Source organism: Streptomyces luteireticuli, from assembly GCF_041519305.1.
GTDB lineage: Bacteria > Actinomycetota > Actinomycetes > Streptomycetales > Streptomycetaceae > Streptomyces > Streptomyces luteireticuli.
This window is the reverse complement of the sequence record NZ_CP167927.1, coordinates 7136847-7157212: the sequence shown is the minus strand read 5'-3', so window position 1 is coordinate 7157212 and position 20366 is coordinate 7136847. Positions and strand designations below refer to the sequence as shown.

At 73.7% G+C, this 20366-nt stretch carries 18 protein-coding genes; 11 read left to right on the top strand and 7 right to left on the bottom strand.

Features of this window, described 5'->3' with window-relative positions:
* Positions 1-295: 295 nt before the first annotated feature.
* Positions 296-1036: a TVP38/TMEM64 family protein gene (locus AB8735_RS32135; protein ID WP_344023523.1), complete on the top strand. Its 741-nt coding sequence runs from the start codon at positions 296-298 to the stop codon at positions 1034-1036.
* Between the two features lie 12 nt (positions 1037-1048).
* Here AB8735_RS32135 and AB8735_RS32130 read toward each other — a convergent pair whose 3' ends face one another.
* Positions 1049-1201 (bottom strand): hypothetical protein, encoded by a 153-nt coding sequence (locus AB8735_RS32130; RefSeq protein WP_344023612.1) that lies wholly within the window; start codon positions 1199-1201, stop codon positions 1049-1051.
* Between the two features lie 255 nt (positions 1202-1456).
* On the opposite strand from AB8735_RS32130, the gene AB8735_RS32125 reads away from it, so the two are divergent.
* The 5 genes from AB8735_RS32125 (at position 1457) to AB8735_RS32105 (ending at position 6574) form a co-directional block, all read left to right on the top strand.
* Positions 1457-2074, top strand: a complete 618-nt coding sequence (locus tag AB8735_RS32125; RefSeq protein ID WP_344023520.1) for a helix-turn-helix domain-containing protein — start codon at positions 1457-1459, stop codon at positions 2072-2074.
* 74 nt (positions 2075-2148) lie between these two features.
* Positions 2149-3510, top strand: coding sequence for an FAD-dependent oxidoreductase (locus AB8735_RS32120; protein ID WP_372411157.1), 1362 nt, complete (start codon positions 2149-2151; stop codon positions 3508-3510).
* Between the two features lie 267 nt (positions 3511-3777).
* On the top strand, positions 3778-4455 hold the full coding sequence (locus AB8735_RS32115) for a uracil-DNA glycosylase (RefSeq protein WP_344023516.1): 678 nt from the start codon (positions 3778-3780) through the stop codon (positions 4453-4455).
* A gap of 61 nt (positions 4456-4516) precedes the next feature.
* A complete protein-coding gene (locus AB8735_RS32110; protein WP_372411155.1) occupies positions 4517-5503 on the top strand; it encodes an N-acetylglucosamine kinase in 987 nt (328 codons plus the stop codon).
* 129 nt (positions 5504-5632) lie between these two features.
* On the top strand, positions 5633-6574 hold the full coding sequence (locus AB8735_RS32105) for a hypothetical protein (RefSeq protein WP_372411154.1): 942 nt from the start codon (positions 5633-5635) through the stop codon (positions 6572-6574).
* 58 nt (positions 6575-6632) lie between these two features.
* On the opposite strand, the gene AB8735_RS32100 is transcribed toward AB8735_RS32105, so the two are convergent.
* Both AB8735_RS32100 and AB8735_RS32095 read right to left on the bottom strand, forming a co-directional pair.
* On the bottom strand, positions 6633-7688 hold the full coding sequence (locus tag AB8735_RS32100; RefSeq protein ID WP_372411153.1) for a lactonase family protein: 1056 nt from the start codon (positions 7686-7688) through the stop codon (positions 6633-6635).
* 396 nt (positions 7689-8084) lie between these two features.
* A complete protein-coding gene (locus AB8735_RS32095; RefSeq protein ID WP_372411151.1) occupies positions 8085-9584 on the bottom strand; it encodes an FUSC family protein in 1500 nt (499 codons plus the stop codon).
* A 288-nt stretch (positions 9585-9872) separates the two neighbouring features.
* On the opposite strand from AB8735_RS32095, the gene AB8735_RS32090 reads away from it, so the two are divergent.
* Positions 9873-10355, top strand: a complete 483-nt coding sequence (locus tag AB8735_RS32090) for an Lrp/AsnC family transcriptional regulator (protein ID WP_344023506.1) — start codon at positions 9873-9875, stop codon at positions 10353-10355.
* 164 nt (positions 10356-10519) lie between these two features.
* Entirely contained in the window at positions 10520-11449 is a 930-nt protein-coding gene (locus tag AB8735_RS32085) for a serine hydrolase (protein ID WP_344023504.1), read from the top strand.
* Between the two features lie 69 nt (positions 11450-11518).
* On the opposite strand, the gene AB8735_RS32080 is transcribed toward AB8735_RS32085, so the two are convergent.
* Positions 11519-12847, bottom strand: a complete 1329-nt coding sequence (locus AB8735_RS32080; protein WP_372411148.1) for an alkaline phosphatase family protein — start codon at positions 12845-12847, stop codon at positions 11519-11521.
* A gap of 261 nt (positions 12848-13108) precedes the next feature.
* Positions 13109-13531 (bottom strand): YjbQ family protein, encoded by a 423-nt coding sequence (locus tag AB8735_RS32075; RefSeq protein WP_344023500.1) that lies wholly within the window; start codon positions 13529-13531, stop codon positions 13109-13111.
* A gap of 60 nt (positions 13532-13591) precedes the next feature.
* Between AB8735_RS32075 and AB8735_RS32070 the strand changes: the two genes are divergently transcribed.
* Positions 13592-14659 carry an NAD(P)-binding domain-containing protein gene (locus tag AB8735_RS32070; RefSeq protein ID WP_372411147.1) on the top strand — a complete coding sequence of 356 codons (1068 nt, stop codon included), beginning with the start codon at positions 13592-13594 and terminating at the stop codon, positions 14657-14659.
* 116 nt (positions 14660-14775) lie between these two features.
* A complete protein-coding gene (locus tag AB8735_RS32065; RefSeq protein WP_372411146.1) occupies positions 14776-15993 on the top strand; it encodes an SGNH/GDSL hydrolase family protein in 1218 nt (405 codons plus the stop codon).
* Positions 15994-16179: 186 nt separating this feature from the next.
* On the opposite strand, the gene AB8735_RS32060 is transcribed toward AB8735_RS32065, so the two are convergent.
* Entirely contained in the window at positions 16180-17976 is a 1797-nt protein-coding gene (locus AB8735_RS32060) for an ABC transporter ATP-binding protein (RefSeq protein WP_372411951.1), read from the bottom strand.
* A 175-nt stretch (positions 17977-18151) separates the two neighbouring features.
* On the opposite strand from AB8735_RS32060, the gene AB8735_RS32055 reads away from it, so the two are divergent.
* Positions 18152-18595 carry a MarR family transcriptional regulator gene (locus AB8735_RS32055; protein WP_344023494.1) on the top strand — a complete coding sequence of 148 codons (444 nt, stop codon included), beginning with the start codon at positions 18152-18154 and terminating at the stop codon, positions 18593-18595.
* Positions 18596-18614: 19 nt separating this feature from the next.
* Here AB8735_RS32055 and AB8735_RS32050 read toward each other — a convergent pair whose 3' ends face one another.
* Complete coding sequence (locus AB8735_RS32050) at positions 18615-20252, bottom strand: peptide-N4-asparagine amidase (protein WP_372411144.1); 1638 nt, start codon at positions 20250-20252, stop codon at positions 18615-18617.
* Positions 20253-20366: the final 114 nt, after the last annotated feature.

Genomic DNA, 20366 nt, shown 5'->3' with positions numbered 1-20366 from the left:
CGCGGCGGCCGGTGGGCCCCGGGGCCGGCCGACCCTCCCCGTACGGGGCCGCGGGAACGATCCGGGAAGGGTCAGCCTCGGACGAGGCAGGGAATGCCGGAGGGCACGGGAGTGCACGACACAGGGTGGGCGGCCCCGAGCAGGCCCGCGGCCGCGGGCCGCTTCGCGCAAGGGGCGTACCGGCACATGCTCCTGATGCTCGCTCACCGCGGAGGTCGCGTCGAATGGTTTTCGTCCGGGAACGGCGCCCGACGCGCCCTTCACTTGATCCTGAGATCACACCGCAGATGCCCCCATGTCGGGTTACGCTCCTCCGGTGCCCGATTCCGCCGCCCCCTCCCCCGCCCCGGACGGGCGCCGCGCCCGCGCCGCGCTCTCCCCGTGGGCCCGGCTGGGGCTGCTGGTCGCGATCGTCGGCGGCGCGGTGGCCACCGTCCTCGCCTGCCACCCCGAGCGGCTGCTCGCCGGGGGACTGCCCACGGGCATGCCGTACGGCGTGGTCTTCCTGCTGTTCTCCGCCGCGTACGGGCTGTGCACCGCGGCCTTCGTGCCCCGCCCGGTCCTGAGCGTCGCCGCCGGCACGCTCTTCGGCACCCAGGCCGGCTCGCTGGCGGCGCTGGCCGGCACGGTGCTCGGCTCGGCCGCCTCCTTCGGGCTGGCCCGGCTGCTCGGGCAGAAGGCGCTGCGCCCGCTGCTGCGCGCCCGGTGGCTGAAGGCCGCCGACCGCCAGCTGAGCCGGCACGGCTTCCGGTCGATGCTCGCGGTGCGCCTCTTCCCCGGGGTGCCGTTCGCGGCGGCCAACTACTGCGCCGCGGTCTCGCGGCTGGGCTGGGCGCCGTTCCTGCTGGCCACGGCCCTGGGCAGCGCACCGAGCACCACGGCGTACGTAATCGCCGGCAGCCATGCGGCGTCGCCCACGTCCCCGGCGTTCATGGCGGCCGTGGCCTTCCTCGCGGTCACCGGTCTGGCGGCGGTGCTGGTGGCCTGGCGGCGGCGGGGGCGGGCGGTCCTGCCGGGCCGGCAGCGGCCCTCCTGAGGTCCCGGGCCGTCAGCGGCCGTCGTTCTCGTCCTCGTCCCGCTCGCCCTCGGCCTGCGACGGCGTGGTGCGCGGCGTCTGGGGGTGCTGCTCCTCGCCGAGGTCGTCGTCGCGTTCGCCTTCGGCCTGGGACGGTGTGGTGTCGCTCATGATGATCTCGCTCATCGTGCTCCCCTTCCCGCTGCTTCCAGTGTGCCGCGCGGCCACCGGTGCGGAGGTCCACGGGTACCCACGAGGGGAAGGGGCATGCGGGGAAGGGGCCGGCACGTCCCGGCAAGCAAAGAGTCCGCCGATTTCGGACGATCCCCCGCGTCGCCCGAAATCGACGGACGTACCGGAATTCTCCCTGCTCAGAGGGCAGGACAACCGGTACCCTCCTGAGTATATTGGCCCGGAGCCAGTCAACGCAGGAGTTACAGCATGTCCCCCCGAAGCGCGTCGGTCAATGAGGAGTTGCGCCGCAGGTCCCGTGAGCGGCTCCTGAACGCAACCGTGGAGCTGGTGGACGAGCGCGGCTACGAGGCGACGACCCTCGGGGACATCGCGGGACGGGCGGGCGCGGCCCGCGGCCTCGTCTCGTACTACTTCCCGGGGAAGCGGCAGCTGCTGCAGTCGGCCGTGCACCGGCTGATGCATGTGGAGCTGGCGGAGGCGCTCGAACGCGACCCGGCGAGCCAGGACGGGCGCGAGCGCATGGCGCGCGCCATCGACGCCATCCTCGGGCTCGCCGTCCGGCGGCCCCGGCTGATGCGCACGCACATGGCCGGGATCCTCCAGGCGGAGGGCTTCATCCAGTGCCCCGAGCAACAGCAGCTGGCGCTCCTGCTGCGCGACACCGTCGTCCACTACGGCTCCACCGACCCCGAGTCCGACTACCGGCTGCTGCGCGCGTTGCTCATGGGGGCAGTGGTGGCAGTGCTGATGCCGGGGATCCCGATGCCGGAGGAACGGCTGAGGGCGGAGTTGTTCCAGCGGTACGGGCTCCCCTGGGAACTGGGGGTTCCGCCCGGCCCGAAACCGCCGCCGCCCGGCGTCTGAGTGAAGCCGGTGTGCTGCCGTGACGCGACGGCAGTGGGATGCTGGGTCGCATCCGCCGGAAGGAGAGAACCTCCGTGCTTCGCGTCGCAGTGGTGGGATCGGGGCCGAGCGGGGTCTTCACCGCCCAGGCCCTGGTGCAGCAGGAGACCGTCCCCGGAGTGACCGTGGACGTCCTGGACCGGCTGCCCTGCCCCTACGGTCTGGTGCGCTACGGCGTCGCCCCCGACCACGAGAAGATCAAGTCCCTGCAGAACACCCTGCGCACGTCCCTGGAGCACCCCGGGATCACCTTCCTGGGCAACGTCCCCGTCGGCGAGGCTCCCGGGGAGATCGCCCCGGGCCGGCTGCGCGAGCTCTACCACGCGGTCGTCTACTGCGTGGGCGCGGCCTCCGCCCGGCGGCTGGGCATCCCCGGCGAGGATCTGCCGGGGAGCTTTTCGGCCACGGACTTCGTCTCCTGGTACAGCGCCCATCCCGACTCCCCGCCCGACGGGTTCGCCCTGCCCGCCCGCTCCGCCGTCGTGATCGGCGTCGGCAACGTGGCCGTCGACGTCGCCCGGGTGCTGGCGCGCGGCGCCGACGAACTGGCGCCGACCGACGTGCCGCACGCGGCGCTGGCCGCGCTCGCCGAGAGCCGCGTCACCGACATCCACATGGTGGGCCGGCGCGGCCCGGCGCAGGCCAAGTTCACCACCAAGGAACTGCGCGAACTGGGCGCGCTGCCCGGGGCGTCGGCGCTGGTGCGCGCCGAGGAAGCGGCACTGGACCCGGCCTGGGACGACACCTCGGGCCTCCCCGGCATCACCCGGCGCAATGTCGAAGTGCTGCGCGGCTGGGCGCGCGAGCCCGACCCCGCACGCGGGCGGCGGATCCATGTGCGCTTCTTCCTGCGGCCCGTCGCCCTGCTCGGGGACGGGGCCGTACGCGCGGTGCGCTTCGAACGGACCGTCCCGGACGGGGCCGGGGGCGTGCGCGGCACCGGCGAATTCGAGGACATCGAGGCCCAGTTGGTGCTGCGGTCGGTGGGCTACCGCGGGGTGCCGATCGCCGGCCTGCCCTTCGACGCGGCGAGCGGGACCGTGCCGCACGCCGCCGGCCGCGTCCTGCGCGACGGCGCGCCCTCGCCCGGGGAGTACGTCGCCGGGTGGATCAAGCGGGGCCCGACCGGGGTGATCGGCACCAACCGCCCCTGCGCGAAGGAGACCGTGCACTCCCTCCTCGCCGACGCCGGACCACTGCTGGCCCGGCGCCCGCCGGACGACCCGCGCGCGGCCCTGCGGGCCGCCTTGCGGGCGACGGGGGCGGAGCCGGTGGAGTGGCCGGGCTGGCTCGGCATCGAGGCGGCGGAGACGGAGCTGGGGCGGAGCCTGGGGCGGCGGACGGTGAAGATCCCGGACTGGGAGGGGTTGCTGGTGGCGGCGCGGGGTGGGGGGTAGGGGGCCAGGGGCGCATCCAAAGACCGCCACCCGCACGCCAGTTGAATCGAAACCCCCGCCTCAACCACCCCGTACGGGTGAATTCCACGCCACCCCCGCCCGACGGAACCGCGCACGCCCGCCCGCAGCCGGGCAACCCGGCGAAAACCGCCCCCCGCCCCCTCGCGTACGATCGACGCACCGACGCAGGCACCGGGCCGCGAGCCCGCGTACCCACCCGCCTGCGACACCGCTCCGCAACTTCTTTGACAGGGAGGGGTCGCAGCCGTGGCTGCACGTCCCTTGCACGAGATCGTCGAAACCGGCTGGGCCAAGGCGCTGGACCCGGTCGCGGGCCGGATCGCCGCGATGGGCGACTTCCTGCGCGCCGAGATCGCGGCCGGCCGTACCTATCTGCCGTCGGGCGCGAACGTGTTGCGCGCCTTCCAGCAGCCGTTCGACGACGTCCGGGTCCTCATCGTCGGCCAGGACCCCTATCCGACGCCGGGCCACGCGGTCGGCCTGAGCTTCTCCGTCGCCCCCGAGGTGCGGCCGCTGCCGGGCAGCCTGGAGAACATATACCGCGAGCTCAACACCGACCTCGGCCTGCCCCGGCCCTCCAACGGCGATCTGACGCCGTGGACGCGGCAGGGCGTGCTGCTGCTCAACAGGGCGCTGACGACCGCCCCGCGCAAGCCCGCCGCGCACCGCGGCAAGGGCTGGGAGGAGGTCACCGAGCAGGCCATCCGTGCCCTGGTGGCCCGCGGCAAGCCGATGGTCGCGATCCTGTGGGGGCGCGACGCGCGCAATCTGCGCCCGCTGCTGGGCGGTGTGCCGTGCGTGGAGTCCGCGCACCCCTCGCCCATGTCCGCGGACCGGGGCTTCTTCGGCTCGCGGCCGTTCAGCCGGGCCAACGACCTTCTGCTGGGCCTGGGTTCGGCGCCCGTGGACTGGCGGCTGCCCTGACCCCGCGCGGTAGGGTGCCCGCCATGACGGACCCGGTGAACGTCCTCGCGGTGGCACGGGCATGACGTCCGCTCACGTACTGGCGGTCGACTCGGGGGGCTCGGGCATCCGCGTCGCCGTCGCCCCCGCGGACGGCGGCGGCCCCCCGCTGGTCTGGTCCTCCCCCGAGCCGGTACGCACCACGAGCGGCGGGATCGACGCCCGCGGGCTGCTCGGCCGCGTCCTGCCCGCCGCCCGCGAGCTGCTGCGCCGGGCGGACGCGCGGGAGTGCGCGGCGGCCTGTGTGGGAGCCGCGGGCATGGCCGGGCTCGGCGACGGGCTGCGGGCGGTCCTGCCCGGCGCCCTGCGCGAGACCCTGGGCACCCGGCGGCTCGCGCTGGCCTCGGACGCCGTGACCGCCTACGCCGGGGCGATAGGCCAGGCTCCGGGCGCCGTCGTCGCCGCGGGCACCGGTCTGGTCGCCCTCGGCGCCGATCTCGCCCCGGGCACCGGCTGGCGGCGCGCGGACGGCTGGGGGCACCTGCTCGGCGACTGCGGCGGCGGGGCGTGGATCGGCCGGGCCGGGCTGGAGGCCGCGCTGCGGGCCCACGACGGCCGGGACGGCGGTTCACCGGCCCTGCTGGCCCGGCTGGAGGCCGTCCTGGGGCCGGCCGAGGAGCTGCCGGGTCTGCTCTACCCGCGTCCGGACCGGCCCGCCCTGCTGGCCTCCTTCGCCCCCGAGGTCGCCCGCTGCGCCGGGGACTGCCCGGTCGCCCGGGACATCCTGCGGTCGGCCGCCCGCCACATCGCCGACGCCGCCGCCGCGGTCTGCCGGCCGCCGGCGCCCGGCGCACCGGCCCCCGTCGTGGCGGTCACGGGCGGACTGCCGGAGCTCGGCGAACCGCTGCTCGTACCGCTGTTCGAACAGTTGCGGCTGCAACTTCCGCACGCCCGGCCGGTCGACGCCGAGGGCACCCCGCTGGACGGCGCATTGCGCCTGGCGGCAGCGCTGCTGACGGATCGTCTGCTGCTGCCCGTCGACGGGACGCTGCTGCGCGTCATCGGGTGAACACTCCTTCCGAGTTGACCGGACACCCCCTCCACCCGCTGGAGCAACCACCTAATAAATCCGGACAGAAGTGACGTAACCTCCCCCCACCCGAACGGAGGAGTTCCCGACCGGATAACATGCGGCGCCATGAGCTCCTCCACAGGGCCCGTGTCCGGCCTGCCTGTACGAATGCCCCGTCCCCGCCAGTCCGGGCGGCACCGGAGGCCGGAGCCCGTGACCGCGCCGACGGGTGCGCCCCCGCTGGTGCTCGCGGTTCCCGGCGCGCCGGGCCCCGCCGCGCGCCGGATCGCCGAGGAGATCCTCAGCATCGCCCGCTCCGAGCTGCCCGGCCTGGACGCGCGCATCGGCTACGCGGACGCCGAAGGGGGTGCGGAGGGGTACCCGCCGCTGGACGCCGTCCTCGGCTACGCCGCCGCCCAGCACAGCGCTCGCATCAGCGAAGCCGCCGCATCGGCCGCCGCGGCCGGCATCGACGCGGAGGACGCGCCGGACTGGTCCCGGAGCCCGGCCGCCGTCGTCGTCCCGCTGCTGGCCGGCCCGGACGCGGCCGTGCTGCGCCGCATACGCCGGTCGGTCGTGAGCAGCGGTTCGGCCTTCGAGCTGACCGACACCCTCGGTCCCCACCCGCTGCTGGCCGAGGCCCTGCACGTGCGCCTCTCCGAGGGCGGGCTCTCGCGTGCCGACCGCGCCCGGCTGTTCACGGTCACGACGGCCGCCGACGGCATCGTCCTGGCGACGGTCGGCGGCACCGAGGCCGCGCAGGCCGCGGGCATCACCGGCATGCTGCTGTCCGCCCGCCTGGCCGTGCCCGTCCTGGCCGCCGCGCTCGACGAGGAGGGCGCCGTCGCCCGCGCCGCCGACGAACTGCGCGCCGCCGGTTCGCGGAACCTGGCCCTCGCACCCTGCCTGATCGGCCCCGAGGCCGACGAGGCGCTGCCGTCCATGGCCGCCAAGGAGGCGGGCTGCGCGGCGGCCGAGCCGCTGGGCGCCTACCCGGCGATCGGCCGGCTCGTCCTCGCCAAGTACACCGAGCTGCTGGGCATCGCCACCCCGTCGCCGCTGCGCTGAGCCGCGTCGTCGTCATCGCCGGGAGGGGCCTCCATGGAGGCCCCTCCCGCGTTTCCCCTCACGCGAAGGCGACGCACGAGGCGGCGGGCACGGCGACCGCACCGCCCTTCCGCGGCATCCCGATGCCGGGCTCGACCGTGAACCAAGTGACGTCGCCCGAGCGCTCGTTGGCGACGTAGAGCAGTCCGCCGTGCGCCGTCAGATGGCGCGGCCAACGGCCTCCGCAGTCCACCGTCGCGCGCAGCTCCGGCCGGTCGCCGTCGGCGTCGAGAGCGAGGACGGCGAGGGTGTCGTCGCCGCGGTTGGCCGTCCACAGGAAGCGGCCGTCCGGCGAGAGCACGGGCGTGGACGGATATGTCGGCACGTGTGCCCCCGGGGGCACGACGCGGACCTCCTCCAGCGGCTCCAGCGTGCCGGACGCGGCGTCCCAACGGCACACCGTCAGGGTCGGGTCGAGCTCGTTCAGGACGTACGCGCGGTGGCCGCGCGGGTGGAAGACGAGCGTCCGGGGGCCGCTGCCCGGGCCGAGGGCGGTCTCGCGGTACGGCACGGGGTCGCCGGTCGCCCCGTCCAGCGCCGAGATCCACACGGAGTCCGTACCCAGGTCGACGGAGAGCAGCCAGCGCCCTGAGGGGTCGGGGACGACGGCGTGCGCGTGCGGGGCCGACTGCCGGTCCGGGACCGGGCCGCTGCCGCGGTGCGGCAGCACCGCGGTCGGTGCGCCGGGGACACCCGCCGGGCCGTCGAGCGGCAGCGCGCTGACGCTGCCCGAGCCGTAGTTGGCGGTGAACACCCGCCGCCCGTCGTGGCCGACGGCGAGGTGGGTCGGCCCGTCGCCACCGACGGGAACGGGCTCACGGAGGGGCTCCGGCCGGTCCGGATCGCCGGCGAGCGAGAAGGCGGCGAGCGCGCCCTCCTCGGTCTCGCTCACCGCGTAGAGCACGTCATGGACGGGGGAGACCGCGAGGAAGGACGGGTTGACGACGGTGCCGACGGCGGGGTGGGGTGCGGTGAGGGCACCGGTGCGGGCGTCGAGGCGGGCGACGGTGATGCCGGGGCCGCCGGCGGTGGTGAAGGAACCGATGTAGGCGCGGGTGGGGTGGGTGGGGACCATGGGCTGACGCTACAGGGGAGGGAGTTGTGCCCCTGGCCCGCCCTCATCCGTCTTCGCAGGGGCTGCGCCCCTTCGGAACCCCGGTGGCGCGCGGGGCGCGCCGGGCTCGTGCTGCCGCGCGGGTGGCGGGGCTTCGCCCCTGCGCCCCCTGAAGCGCCCTGCGGGCTCCCCCGGAGGGGGCACCCCCAGTCCTCAAGCGCCGGACGGGCTGAATTCAGCCCGTCCGGCGCTTGAGGACGAGCGGCGGAGCCGCGACAACAGGGGCCAGGGGCGGAGCCCCGGAAGCAGGGGCGCAGGGGGCGCAGCCCCCGCCCTACCGCGCGGCAGCACGGTGCCGGCCCCCGGGGCGGAGCCCCGGAAGAAACGGTGAAAGGGCGGGCCAGGGGCAAACCCCCCTCACACCCGCAACGGCACCGCCAACTCCCCCAACGCCCGCTCCAGCCCCTGCAGATGCGCCAGCGCCCCCTCCCCCACCGACGGTGACACCGACGTAGACACGGTCGGCGACGACAGCGAAGGCGACGGCGAAACCGACCCGCCGCCCGGCGACGTCAGCGCCCCCACCGCCACCTCCACCCGCGCACACGCCGCGGACAGCCTGTCGTCCCGCGACGCCTCCGGGTCCGCGGAGATCGAGGCGAGCCCGCGCACCTCGCGGGCGCAGTCGTCGAGGAGGGCCAGCACCCGGCGGGCCCGTGCCTTGCGGGTGCGCAGTGGGCTCAGCGGGTGCACCAGGGGGGCGAGGGACAGGCGTACGCGGCCGAGCAGTGCCTCCAGTTCGGCCACCCGCGGTGCGGGGTCCGCGTCCGGCGAGCCCGCGAGCCGCGCGGCCGATTCCGCCGCGCACGCGTGGACACAGCGCACGGCGTGCCGGACCCAGGCGTCCGTCGTGGCGTGGGTGGTGACCGGCAGGACGAGGACGACCGCCAGCGCCGCGCCGAGCGCGCCGACGCCGGTCTCGGCCAGGCGCAGGGCGAGCAGCCCGGGGCTGAGGACGCCGAGGAGCCCGTAGAGCAGCCCGGCCATGACGGTCACGGCGAACATCATCCACGTGTAGGAGACGGGCGCCGCGTAGAAGATCCCGAAGACGCACGCCGCGACCAGGACGGCGGTGGGGAGGCCGGCCCCGTGCAGGGGGATGGCGACGACCGCCCCGACGGCGACGCCGAGCACCGTGCCGAGGACCCGCCGGAAGCCGCGTACCAGGATGTCGCCCCGGGAGGCGGTGTTGACGAAGATCCACCACACGGCGCCGACGGCCCAGTACCAGCGCTGCTCGGACAGCAGCTGCCCCGCGCCGAGCGCGAGCGCCCCCGCGGCGGTGGCCTGGACCGCCTGCCGGGTGGTGGTGCGGGCCAGGCCGGTCCCGGACGGCGGGGCCGGGGCGGCGGCGGGTGCGAGCCGCCGCTCGTAGCACCACAGGCCGAAGCGCACGGCCGAGGAGACGGCCAGGGCGAGCAGCGTCGCGGCGCAGAGCTCGGGCAGCTGCCCGGGCACCGCGTGCAGGAACTGGGTCTCGAAGAAGGTCATGAACGCGAACACCCCGAGGGCGTGCCCGCGCGGCCCCCAGCGCCGGGCGTAGACCCCGGCGCCCAGGACCGCGAGGAAGACCGCGTCCCTGGCCCACGGCAGGCCGTGCAGCGCCGTCGCCGCAGCGAGCACGGGCAGGCCGGCCACCGGCAGCAGGGCGGTGGTGACGGCCTGGCCGCGGACCGTCGCGTCGGTGACGGTGAAGAGGGCGAGCAGGGCGGCGAGCCCTCCGGCGACGGCCGCGGCGAGCGAGTGGCCGGCGAGCCCGCAGGCGGCGACGGCCGCGCCGATGCCGAGGACGGCCCGGGCGCCGCTGCGCAGCCGCAGCCGGCCCGGGTCCGGGGCCACGAACACCCTCTTCAGCACCAGCACCCGCCCCTTTCGAGCTCCAGATTCGAGCTTCAGACATTTCGGCATGAAAAAGGCGCCGCGGAAGCATCCGCAGCGCCATCGACGGCACCATCACACCATCTCGGCCGTCAGTGGCTCAACAGTCACTCCATTTGCTGGGCCATTGGCTCAGCACATGCCGGTCGTTCCGGTCCGGAAGGGGACCATTGGCCAGGCCACAAGGGCCACGAGGACCCCGGCCGGGACCGGGCCATTGGTACAGTGACCGCGCCCCGCACCCGACCCCGAGGGAGCCGTTGGCCCATGGCCGTGGACGCCCTGGACGCGAAGATCCTGCGCCTGCTGCTGGAGCGGCCGCGCACCAGCGCGCGCGAGTACGCCCGGCTGCTGGGCATCGCGCGGGGCACCCTGCAGGCGCGCCTGGACAGGCTGGAGCGCACCGGCGTGATCACCGGGACCGGGCCACGGCTCTCCCCCGCCGCGCTCGGCCACCCGGTGCTGGCGTTCGTCCACATCGAAGTGACCCAGGGGCACCTCGACCCGGTCGCGGACGCGCTGGCGGAGGTGCCGGAGATCATCGAGGCGTTCTCCATCACCGGTGGCGGTGACCTGATGGCCCGCGTGGCGGCACGGGACGCGGCGCACCTGGAGGACGTGATCCAGCGGCTGGTGCGGCAGACGGGCGTGGTGCGCACCCGGACGGAGATGGTGCTGCGCGAGCGGGTGCCCTACCGCATGGTGCCGCTGGTGGACGCGGTGGGCCGCGCGGCGGACCGCCGGAGCTGAACCCGCCTCCGTTCCCCGTGAGTTGAAAGGTGCCGCGGCGAACGCCGGTGGAGCGTCGTGCGTCTGACACCCCGGGTTGCGGGAAAGCCGCAAAGGGGTGGGAGGATCAGGGGGTTCGACCCGGTTTCGAGTGAACCGGGACTGACCCGAGGAATGAGATGCATATGGTGCACATTGGGGGAAGACGGGCCCGCCGGTGGGGGGCCGGGCTGACCGCGTCGACCGCCGCTCTGGCCGTCGCGCTGCCCGCGACGACCGCCGAGGCGGCGACCGGCCCGGCGGGGATCGCGGCCAAGGGCGCCTTCCTGCTCGACAGCGGGGCCAACCGTCAGCTGTGGGGCAAGGACGCCGACACCAAGCGGCAGATGGCCAGCACCACCAAGATCATGACTGCGGCCGTGGTGCTGGACACCAAGGGCGTCAACCTCAACAAGCAGATCACGGTCAAGAAGTCGTACCGCGACTACGTCGCACGCGAGAAGGGCAGCACCGCCGACCTCAAGGTGGGCGACAAGCTGACGGTCCGTCAGCTGCTCTACGGCATGATGCTGCCCTCCGGCTGCGACGCGGCGTACGCCTTCGCCGACACCTTCGGCACCGGCAAGACCGAGGCCCAGCGCACCAAGTCGTTCATCGCCCAGATGAACAAGAAGGCCAAGGCGCTGGGCATGAAGAACACCAAGTACGACTCGTTCGACGGCATATCGCAGTCCGGCGGGAACGTCTCCACGCCGCGCGACATCGCCACGCTGGCCCGTCACGCGATGCAGAACAGCACGTTCGCCACGGTCGTCAAGGCGTCCAGCACCCGTCAGAAGGCGGCGAACGTCAACCGGCTGTACACCTGGTACAACACCAACCAGCTGCTCGGCTCGTACAAGGGCGCCATCGGCGTCAAGACCGGCACCGGCACCGCCGCCGGGCCGTGCCTGGTGTTCGCCGCCCAGCGCGGCAAGCGCACGGTCGTCGGCGTCATCCTCAACGACCCGGCCAAGCGCTACCCCGACGCGGTCAAGATGCTGGACTGGTCGTTCAAGACGTCCACTCCCAAGGTCAAGCTGCGTCAGCTGCCCAGCTTCGCCCAGCGGGACTGACGTCCCGCGATCCCGGGTGGACCCGCGCGGTGTGCGCGGGTCCACCCGGCCCGGGCGCCCGGGCGGGACTCAGGTCCCCGCGGGGGCGGCCAGGGCTTCGCAGACCGCTTGGAGGTGCGAAGTCGTGCCCGCTGCCGGGTTGTTGCCGCTGGAGACGGGCGCGGCGACGCCTTCGAGGGGGTCGTCCGTGCGGGGCGCGTCGAGGGTGAGGACGTCCCCGACGCCGGGGGCGGCCGCGTCGCGGCGGGTGAGCGGGCCGAGCTGCCACCGCTGCTCGACGGTCTTCAGCACCGAGGTGTGGTCCAGCGGGGTGCCGCCACCGGCGCGGAACACGGTCCCGGCCTCGATCAGCGGCGAGACCAGCACGGTGGGCACGCGCACCCCGAACCGGGTGAAGTCGAAGCCGGTGGGGCTCGCGACGTCGTCGGGAGGCACCGCGCCGGAGGGCGGGGGCACATGGTCGTAGCAGCCGCCGTGCTCGTCGTAGGTGATCACCAGGAGGGTCCTGTTCCAGTGCGGCCCGCCGCGCAGTGCTGAGTAGACGTCCCGCATGAGCGCGTCGCCGTTGGCCACGTCGTAGTTGGGGTGCTGGTCGTTGCCCGTCGGGCGCCAGTCCGGTTCGAGGAAGACGAACCCCCGGGGGAGAGTGCCGTTCGCGGCGGCGGCCTTGAAGTCGTCGAAGGAGCCGAAGTGGCGGGGGTCGGCTCCCACGGTGTCGGGGAAGTCGAGACGGGTCAGCTGCTGATGGCAGCTGTAGATCGCCCAGTCCACGGGGGGCTTCGCGTGGTCGAGCAGGCCGAAGATGCTCGGATACGGGAAGGGCGGAACGCCTTTCTGGTGTTTGTCGTCCATGCGGCCCCGGCTGGTGGCGGCGAGGGCGAACGCCCGGTTGGGAAGGGTCTCGGTCGGCACCGAGCTGTACCACTGGTCGCAGACCGCGTAGCCGCGGGCCAGACCGGACAGGACCGGCAGGGCCTCGGGGGTGAAACAGCCCATGATGTTCTCCGGCTTGGTGCCGGGATATATCTTGTCGCCCCTCTGGGTGTCGAACCGTATGGCGTCCGCGAAGTCGGCCACGAAGCCGTCCATGGCCGGGACGGGGGCGGGAGTGGGCGGGGTGAGCGTCCCGAACAGCTGGTTGTTGGTCGCCTTGTAGCCCTCTCCGGGGTCCGCGCCCGGCATGAAGTACGCGTCGGGCGCGCTCGCGTCGATGGGGAAGACCCCGACCCGGCCGTTGTTCCAGGGGACGCTCTCATCCCCCTTCAGGCCCTCGAAGGGCTTGCCGGACGGAGTCCGCTTGTCGGGGTAGAGAAACCCCAACATGTGGTCGAAGGACCGGTTTTCCTGCATCAGGACCACGATGTGGTCGATCTGGTCCAGTCGGTTGTTGCCAGGCATGGGGACGTCTCCTGTCGCACGAGGGTGAAGTCGTGGAGAGCCCAGCGGCGTTGTGCCGGTCAGGTGGGGCGGGGGCGACGTCTCCGGCGTCCCCGCCATGGACGTCGCCCCACCCGGTCTGCTCGACGTCGACGATGCGAGCCACGGTCCGCCTCCCGGATTGCGCAGGCCCGGATTACACAGGCACAGTGCTCACATTTGTCACTATAAGGACCCGAACGTCAGGCAGTCACCCTTCGGCCTTCGACCTTCGGCCACCCTTCAGCCCAGGAACGACAGCCGCACCTGGCGATGCGGATTGTCCCTGTTGGTGTCCACCAGGCACACCGACTGCCAGGTCCCGAGCTCCAGCCGGCCGCCGAGCACCGGCAGGGTCGCGTGCGGCGGGACGAGGGCAGGCAGGACGTGGTCGCGTCCATGGCCCGGGCTGCCGTGGCGGTGACGCCAGCGGTCGTCCGCCGGGAGCAGGTCGTGCAGGGCCGCGAGCAGGTCCTCGTCGCTGCCCGCGCCGGTCTCCAGCACCGCCACCCCCGCCGTCGCGTGCGGGACGAAGACGTTGAGCAGCCCGTCGCGGCCTGCCGCCGCCTCCCGCAGGAACGCCTCGCAGTGGCGGGTGAGGTCGAAGACGGTCTCCGAGGAACCGGTGGTGATGTCGAGTACATGGGTGCGGAAGCTGTCGCTCATGTCACCATCATCGCCCGCGCCGGAGGGAAGATTCCCCGCCGCCCCCCGGTTGGTAGAACCGTGAACAAAGTGGAGGCAGTGGTCGTCGGAGCCGGACAGGCGGGCCTGTCCAGCGCCTACCACCTGCGGCGCAACGGATTCGCACCGGAGCGGGACTTCGTCGTCCTGGACCGTGCGCCACGGCCCGGCGGCGCCTGGCAGCACCGCTGGCCGACGCTGACGTACGGCAGGGTCCACGGCATGCACGCGCTGCCCGGCATGCCCCTGACCGGGGCGGACGACGCGCGCCCGTCCTCCGAGGTGATCGGCGGCTACTTCGCCGACTACGAGGACGCCTTCGGCCTGCGGGTGCGCCGGCCCGTCGTGGTACGGGCGGTGCGCGAGGGGGACGGGGGGCGGCTGCGCGTCGAGACGTCCCAGGGGGTGTGGTCCACGCGGGCCCTGATCAACGCGACCGGCACCTGGGACCGCCCCTTCTGGCCCCGCTACCCTGGCCAGGACCTCTTCCGCGGCCGCCAGTTGCACACCGCGCAGTACCCGGGCCCGGGGGAGTTCGCCGGACAGCGGGTCGTGGTCGTCGGCGGCGGCACCTCCGCCGTGCAGCATCTGCTGGAGATCGCCGAGGTCGCGGCCGCGACGACCTGGGTGACCCGCCGCCCCCCGGTGTTCCGCACGGGCCCCTTCGACGAGACGCACGGCCGGGACGCGGTGGCGCTCGTCGAGGAACGCGTCCGCCGGGGACTGCCTCCGCAGAGCGTGGTGTCGGTGACGGGGCTGCCGATGACGGAGGCGATGCGCCGGGCCGAGGAGGCGGGCGTCCTCCGCCCGCTGCCGATGTTCGACCGCCTCACCCCCACCGGTGCGGCCTGGGCCGACGGCACGGAGACGGCCGCCGACGCCGTCCTGTGGGCCACCGGCTTCCGGGCCGCCCTCGACCACCTGGCGCCGCTGCACCTGCGCGAGCCCGGCGGCGGCATCCGCGTCGAGGGGACACGGGCGGTCCGTGACCCCCGGGTGCACCTGGTCGGCTACGGTCCGTCGGCGAGCACGATCGGCGCCAACCGGGCGGGGCGCGAAGCGGTGCGCGAGATACGGAAGTTGCTGGAGTTCTCCCCCGCTCCTGGATGACCCTGGCGGTAATACGCACGGGGCGCATATGAAGCTCCGGGGTCTGGGTGACTTCCCGGGCGGACGACAGGCTGGTTCCCATCGGCACAGAGATCGTCCGAAGGGGAGTCGAGGACATGAGCGTTGAGATGGCGGAGGCGGAGCGCGGCGGGACGCGGGCCGCTCGGCCGGCGGGCTGGTCGGCGGGCTGGTCCACGGCGATGCAGCGGCCGAGCGCCGGGTTCGGGGAGAACTGGTCGGAGTCCGGGTTCGACCGGCAGAGCCTGCGCCAGGTCGTCCGGCTCACCGGCGGCGGCACCACGGCCCGGGTGCGGCTGTCGAACCGCTACGGCACCCGGCCGTTGGAGGTGGGCGCGGCGTCCGTCGCCCTCGCCGCGGAGGGGGCGGCCGTCCGGCCGGGCACGGTGCGCGCGCTCGCCTTCGGCGGTGCGCCCACGGTGCGGATACCGGCGGGCGGCGAGGTGTGGAGCGACGCGGTTGAGCTGCGGACCGCGGCGTTCGACCCGGTGGCGGTGACACTGCACTTCGCCGGCCCGACGGGGCCCGCGACCTTCCACTCGCAGGCGTGGACGCCCAGTTACCGCGCGTCGGGCGACCGTACGCGGGAGGCCGGCGGCGAGGGATTCGGGGACACGACCCAGTCCTGGTACTACCTCGCGGACGTCGAGGTGGCCGGGGAGAGGACGCACGAGGGGGCGGTCGTGGCCTTCGGGGACTCGATCACCGACGGCTTCGGCTCCACACCGGGCACCGACCGGCGCTACCCGGACGCGCTCGCGCGGCGACTGGCCGCGGAGGGACGGCCGTTGACCGTCCTCAACGCGGGCATCGGCGGGAACCTGCTGCTCCACGACTCGCCCTGGTTCGGCGACCGGGCACTGTCCCGCTTCGATCGGGACGTGCTGGACCGGCCCGGGGTGCGGGCGGTGATCGTGCATGTGGGCCTGAACGACATCGGCTTCAGCGAGGTGGACCTGCCGATGTACAAGCCGGATGTCCCGGTGTCGGCGGAGGAGTTGGTGGCCGGGCACCGGGAGCTGATCCGGCGTGCCCATGAGCGGGGCATCCGGATCATCGGCGGAACGATCCTGCCGTTCAAGGGGTCCGAGTACCACAACGCCCGGGCGGAGGCGAAGCGTTCGGCGGTCAATGCGTGGATCCGCGACTCCGGGGAGTACGACGCGGTGGCCGACTTCTCGGCGGCGCTGGTGTCGCCGGGGGATGCGGAGGTGTTGCATCCTGCCTTTGACTCGGGGGACCGGAAGCATCCCGGTGATGCGGGGTATCGGGTGATGGCGGGGGTGGTGGATTTGGCGGCGTTGTTGTGCCCCTGACCCTCCCCCAGAGGGGGTACCCCCATTTCACCGTTTCTTTGCGCTCCGCGCGGGTGTCCTCAAGCGCCGGACAGGCTATTCAGCCCGTCCGGCGCTTGAGGACGAACGCGGCGCAGCCGCGTTGCCCCGCGCGGAGCGCGGTGAGAAACGGTGAAAGGGCGGGACCGGGGCACAATCCCCCACCCCTCACACCGCAACCACCGCCCGCACATCACGCCGCACCAACGCCGCATACCGACCCCCCGCAGCCACAAGCTGCTCATGCGTCCCCCGCTCCGCCACCCGCCCTCCATCGAGGACGACGATCTCGTCAGCACTCCGCACAGTGGAGAGCCGATGAGCGATCGTGATCGTCGTACGCCCCGCGGACAGCGCGTCGATCGCCCGCTGCACGGCGTGTTCCGTGCGGGTGTCCAGCGCGGAGGTGGCCTCGTCCAGGATGAGGACGGGCGGGTCGCGCAGGATCGTCCGCGCGAGGGCGAGGCGCTGCTTCTCGCCGCCGGAGAAGCGGTGGCCGCGCTCGCCGACCACGGTGTCGTACCCATCGGGAAGGGCGGCGATGTGGTCGTGGATCTGGGCGGCCCGGGCGGCGGCGCGGATCTCCTCGTCGGTGGCGTCGGGTTTGGCGAAGCGCAGGTTGTCGGCGACGGAGGCGTGGAAGAGGTAGGTCTCCTGGGAGACGATGCCGACGGCGCGGGAGAGGGTGTCGAAGTCCAGGTCGCGGACGTCCGTGCCGTCGATGAGGACGCGGCCGCCGGTGACGTCGTAGAGCCGGGGGACGAGGTGGCCCAGGGTGCTCTTGCCGGAGCCGGTGGGGCCGACGACGGCGAGGCTCTTCCCGGCGGGGACGGTGAGGTCGATGCCGTCGAGGGTGGTGCGGGCGGCGTCGTAGGCGAAGGTGACGTCCTCGAAGCGGACCTCGCCGCGGATCTTCTCCAGGCGGACGGGGCGCTCGGGTTCGGCGATCTCCACGGGGAGGTCGAGGTATTCGAAGATGCGCTGGAAGAGGGCGAGCGAGGTCTGCACCTGGACGCCGGTGGACAGCAGGGAGACGGTGGGCCGCAGCAGGCCCTGCTGGAGGGAGACGAAGGCGACCATGGTGCCCAGGGATATCTCCGGGCCGCCGGTCTTCAGGGAGACGCCTGCCGCCCAGTAGAGGACGGCGGGCATCGCGGCCATGACGATGCCGATGGTGGACATCCGCCAGCGTCCGGCCATGCTGGCCCGCACCTCCAGCCCGACCAGCCGCTCGGACTCCTTCGAGAAGGCGGCGGTCAGCGAGTCGGCGCGGCCCATGGTGCGGCCGAGCAGGATGCCGCTGACGGAGAGCGACTCGGTGACCATGGTGGCCATGGCGGCCATCTGCTTCTGCCGCTGAGAGGTGATCTTCTTCCGCTCGCGGCCCACCCGGTGGCTGATCCATACGAACAGCGGCAGCAGGAGCAGCGAGACCACGGTGAGCCGCCAGTCCAGGGCGAGCATGGCGACGATCGTGGCGACGACGCCGGTGAGGTTGGAGACCAGCGAGGTGGCGGTGGAGGTCACGGTGGCCTGCATGCCGCCGATGTCGTTGGCGATGCGGGACTGGACCTCGCCGGTGCGGGTCCGGGTGAAGAAGGCCAGCGGCATGCTCTGGAGCCGGGCGTAGACCGAGGCCCGCAGGTCGTGCATGACGCGCTGGCCGACGGTGGTGGAGATCAGCGTCTGGAGCACGCCGAAGACGCTGTTGACCACGGCGGCGGCGATCATGCCGAGGGCGAGCAGGGTCAGCAGCCCGGTCCGGCGGCCGGGGATGGCGACGTCGAGCACCTCGCGCAGCAGGAACGGCGAGGCGACGGTGACCAGGGACGAGGCGGCCACGAGCAGGCCGACGACGGCCAGCCGGCCGCGGTAGGGACGGAAGAGGCGCAGGATGCGGCGCACTTGCGCGGGGCGCTCGGGGTCGGCGGGTGGCGGGGTCCACTCCGGTTCATCGGGACGCATGTCGGGACGCATGGGCTCCTTCGGCACGGTCGGCTCCGCCGCCCGGTGGCGGCCGGAGGTGGGAGGTCGGAACGGCAGGACGGAGCTGCGCGGCCGGACGGGTCCGACCGCTCAACAGAGCATAGCTCACTGTTACCTATGCTCACAATGCACGGAGTCCTGATAACCTGTCCCGATGACCGTCCCCGACACGTCCGGACAGCTCGCCGAGCAGTTGCTGCGGCTGACCCGCAGGCTCAACCGGGCGCAGAAGCGTTACTTGGACCCGGTCGGCATCACGCCCGCCCAGTCCCGGCTGCTGCGCAGCGTCGCGCACTGCGAGGCGCCGCCGCGCATGGCCGACCTGGCCGAGCGGCTGGAGGTGGTCCCCCGGGCGGTCACCACCCTGGTCGACGCCCTGGAGGCGAACGGCGCGGTGCGCCGGGTGCCCGACCCGGCCAATCGCCGGGTGATCCGGATCGAGCTGACCGACCATGGCCGGGAGACCCTGCGCGCGCTGCGCGAGGCGCGGCGCGCGGCGGTCGAGGAGATCCTCTCGCCGCTGACCGCCGAGCAGCGCGAGGTGCTCGGCGGCCTGCTGGGCGAGCTCATGCAGGGCTCGCCCCCGCACCGCCACTGAGGACGGGGGCCGGACGGGGTCAGCAGCGGAAACGATCCTCCGTCAGCTCCCCCTGGGCCGTGGCCAGCGTCCGGTCCCAGCAACTGCCCGGCCCCAGAAGGCGGTAGCGCTCGCGCGACACCCCGGTCGCGTGCCGCTGGTCGCGCGGGACGTTCTGGTGGTACGCGGCGTCGCCGGTCCAGGTGTCGTCCAGCCGTGACCAGCCGGTCCGTTCACCGCCCCGCAGGGTGACGGAGTCCGCCCGGTCGCCCATGGTCATGACCGTCCGCAGCCGCGGCCCGGCGGCGCCGGTGATCTCGCCGTCCATGGTGTACGCGCGGTGGACGCGGTGCGTGGTGGCGGGTCCCCGTCCGTGCACGGTGACGCTCTCGTCGTCGGTCCAGCGGGCGTCGAGCGCGTCGGTGTCCTCGCCCGCGGTCCAGCGGTGCGCGGAGGAGGCGTCGACCCGCCGGGCGACGGTGGTGGCGACCCGGCCGTGCGAGGTGTCCAGATAGCCGGAGACCGTCAGGGAGTGGTGGGCGTCGGCGGTGACCCGGTGCTCGGCGCCGGGCCGGTACGCGGTGGTGCCGCCGGGTGTGCCCTCCCGGTGCGCGGTGAGCGCGCCGGTGACGCGGGACGCCTTGGCGTCCTGCCAGACCAGGACGTTGGTGGGGGTGCTCCAGCCGCTCTGCCCCTCGGGGACGCCGGCGACGGACACCGTGATCCGGTGCGGCCGCCCGTCGTTCAACTGCCCGGCGAACGGCGTCAGATCGTACTCGACGGGCCGGACGTCGAAGGCGCGCGGCCCCGGGACCACGTACCACAGGAACGGGTTCGACCAGCCGCCGGTCCACACCGTCGGATAGGGCGCGGCGATCCCGGCGAGCTTGCCGTCCACCGCGATCCGCACCTCGCGGTGCGGTCCGGCGGCGGCCTTGCACGAGTACGGCGCGGCCTCGGGGACGGCGAGGTACCAGAACTCCTCGCAGCCGCCGCCGGATCCGGTCGCGTAGACCTCGGCCGTGATCCGCTCGCTGTTGCGCGGCACGGTCAGCGAGCCCTCGTACGCCGTGCCCGCCTCGTGCGCGCCGTCCAGGGTGAGCACCCGGTCCGGGGCGTCGGCCGGTTTCGCCCGTCCCTCGGCGGCGTAGAAGGTCAGGGTCGCCTTGACCTTGATGACGCCGGTATAGGTCTCGTTGACGGTGTTGCCGATGAGCATCTCGACGGGCTGCGCGGTGCGCAGGGTGGCGGCGTAGCGTGTGACGTCCTTCTCGACGTGCCAGGCGATGCCCCCGGGCGAGGGCTCGGGGGTCGAGGTGCGCAGGACCTCGACGCCGCCGATGCGCAGATAGCCCAGCCGGTCGTACTGCCGGCCGGCCACGGAGCCGTCGAGGCGCAGGACCACCTTGTTCCAGCGGTTCCCGCAGCCCTCGGGGGGCGTGTAGGCGCTCTTGTAGGGCGTGTAGTCGCGGAACTCGGTCTCCGCGACCGTGACGTGGCAGGAAGTGGTGTCGGGAGTGGCCACCGGAGGACCGGCGGTTATCGGGTCGTGCCAGTCGGTGCCGAACTCGGCGGGCGGTCCGCCGAATCCGGTGGTCGGCCCCGCGGCGGTCGCGGGAACCGCTCCCAGCGCAAGGGCGGTGACCGCGGCGCACAGGGCGAGCAACAGTCGTCTCATGAGGTGGGAGTGAAGCGTGCCGGACCGGAGTGCACCAGTACTCCTTTGGCCTGCTTCCCGCGGAGGGCGGGAAAAACCGGTTGAACGCGGGCCCCCCGACCCGCGACGCTGGAT

What these genes read in the sequence shown, in the direction of transcription:
- AB8735_RS32135 (WP_344023523.1), top strand. Translation starts at nt 296, where the DNA reads ATGTCGGGTTACGCTCCTCCGGTGCCCGATTCCGCCGCCCCCTCCCCC.
- AB8735_RS32130 (WP_344023612.1), bottom strand. Translation starts at nt 1,201, where the DNA reads ATGAGCGAGATCATCATGAGCGACACCACACCGTCCCAGGCCGAAGGC.
- AB8735_RS32125 (WP_344023520.1), top strand. Translation starts at nt 1,457, where the DNA reads ATGTCCCCCCGAAGCGCGTCGGTCAATGAGGAGTTGCGCCGCAGGTCC.
- AB8735_RS32110 (WP_372411155.1), top strand. Translation starts at nt 4,517, where the DNA reads ATGACGTCCGCTCACGTACTGGCGGTCGACTCGGGGGGCTCGGGCATC.
- AB8735_RS32105 (WP_372411154.1), top strand. Translation starts at nt 5,633, where the DNA reads ATGAGCTCCTCCACAGGGCCCGTGTCCGGCCTGCCTGTACGAATGCCC.
- AB8735_RS32100 (WP_372411153.1), bottom strand. Translation starts at nt 7,688, where the DNA reads ATGGTCCCCACCCACCCCACCCGCGCCTACATCGGTTCCTTCACCACC.
- AB8735_RS32090 (WP_344023506.1), top strand. Translation starts at nt 9,873, where the DNA reads ATGGCCGTGGACGCCCTGGACGCGAAGATCCTGCGCCTGCTGCTGGAG.
- AB8735_RS32085 (WP_344023504.1), top strand. Translation starts at nt 10,520, where the DNA reads ATGGTGCACATTGGGGGAAGACGGGCCCGCCGGTGGGGGGCCGGGCTG.
- AB8735_RS32080 (WP_372411148.1), bottom strand. Translation starts at nt 12,847, where the DNA reads ATGCCTGGCAACAACCGACTGGACCAGATCGACCACATCGTGGTCCTG.
- AB8735_RS32075 (WP_344023500.1), bottom strand. Translation starts at nt 13,531, where the DNA reads ATGAGCGACAGCTTCCGCACCCATGTACTCGACATCACCACCGGTTCC.
- AB8735_RS32065 (WP_372411146.1), top strand. Translation starts at nt 14,776, where the DNA reads ATGAGCGTTGAGATGGCGGAGGCGGAGCGCGGCGGGACGCGGGCCGCT.
- AB8735_RS32060 (WP_372411951.1), bottom strand. Translation starts at nt 17,976, where the DNA reads ATGCGTCCCGATGAACCGGAGTGGACCCCGCCACCCGCCGACCCCGAG.
- AB8735_RS32055 (WP_344023494.1), top strand. Translation starts at nt 18,152, where the DNA reads ATGACCGTCCCCGACACGTCCGGACAGCTCGCCGAGCAGTTGCTGCGG.
- AB8735_RS32050 (WP_372411144.1), bottom strand. Translation starts at nt 20,252, where the DNA reads ATGAGACGACTGTTGCTCGCCCTGTGCGCCGCGGTCACCGCCCTTGCG.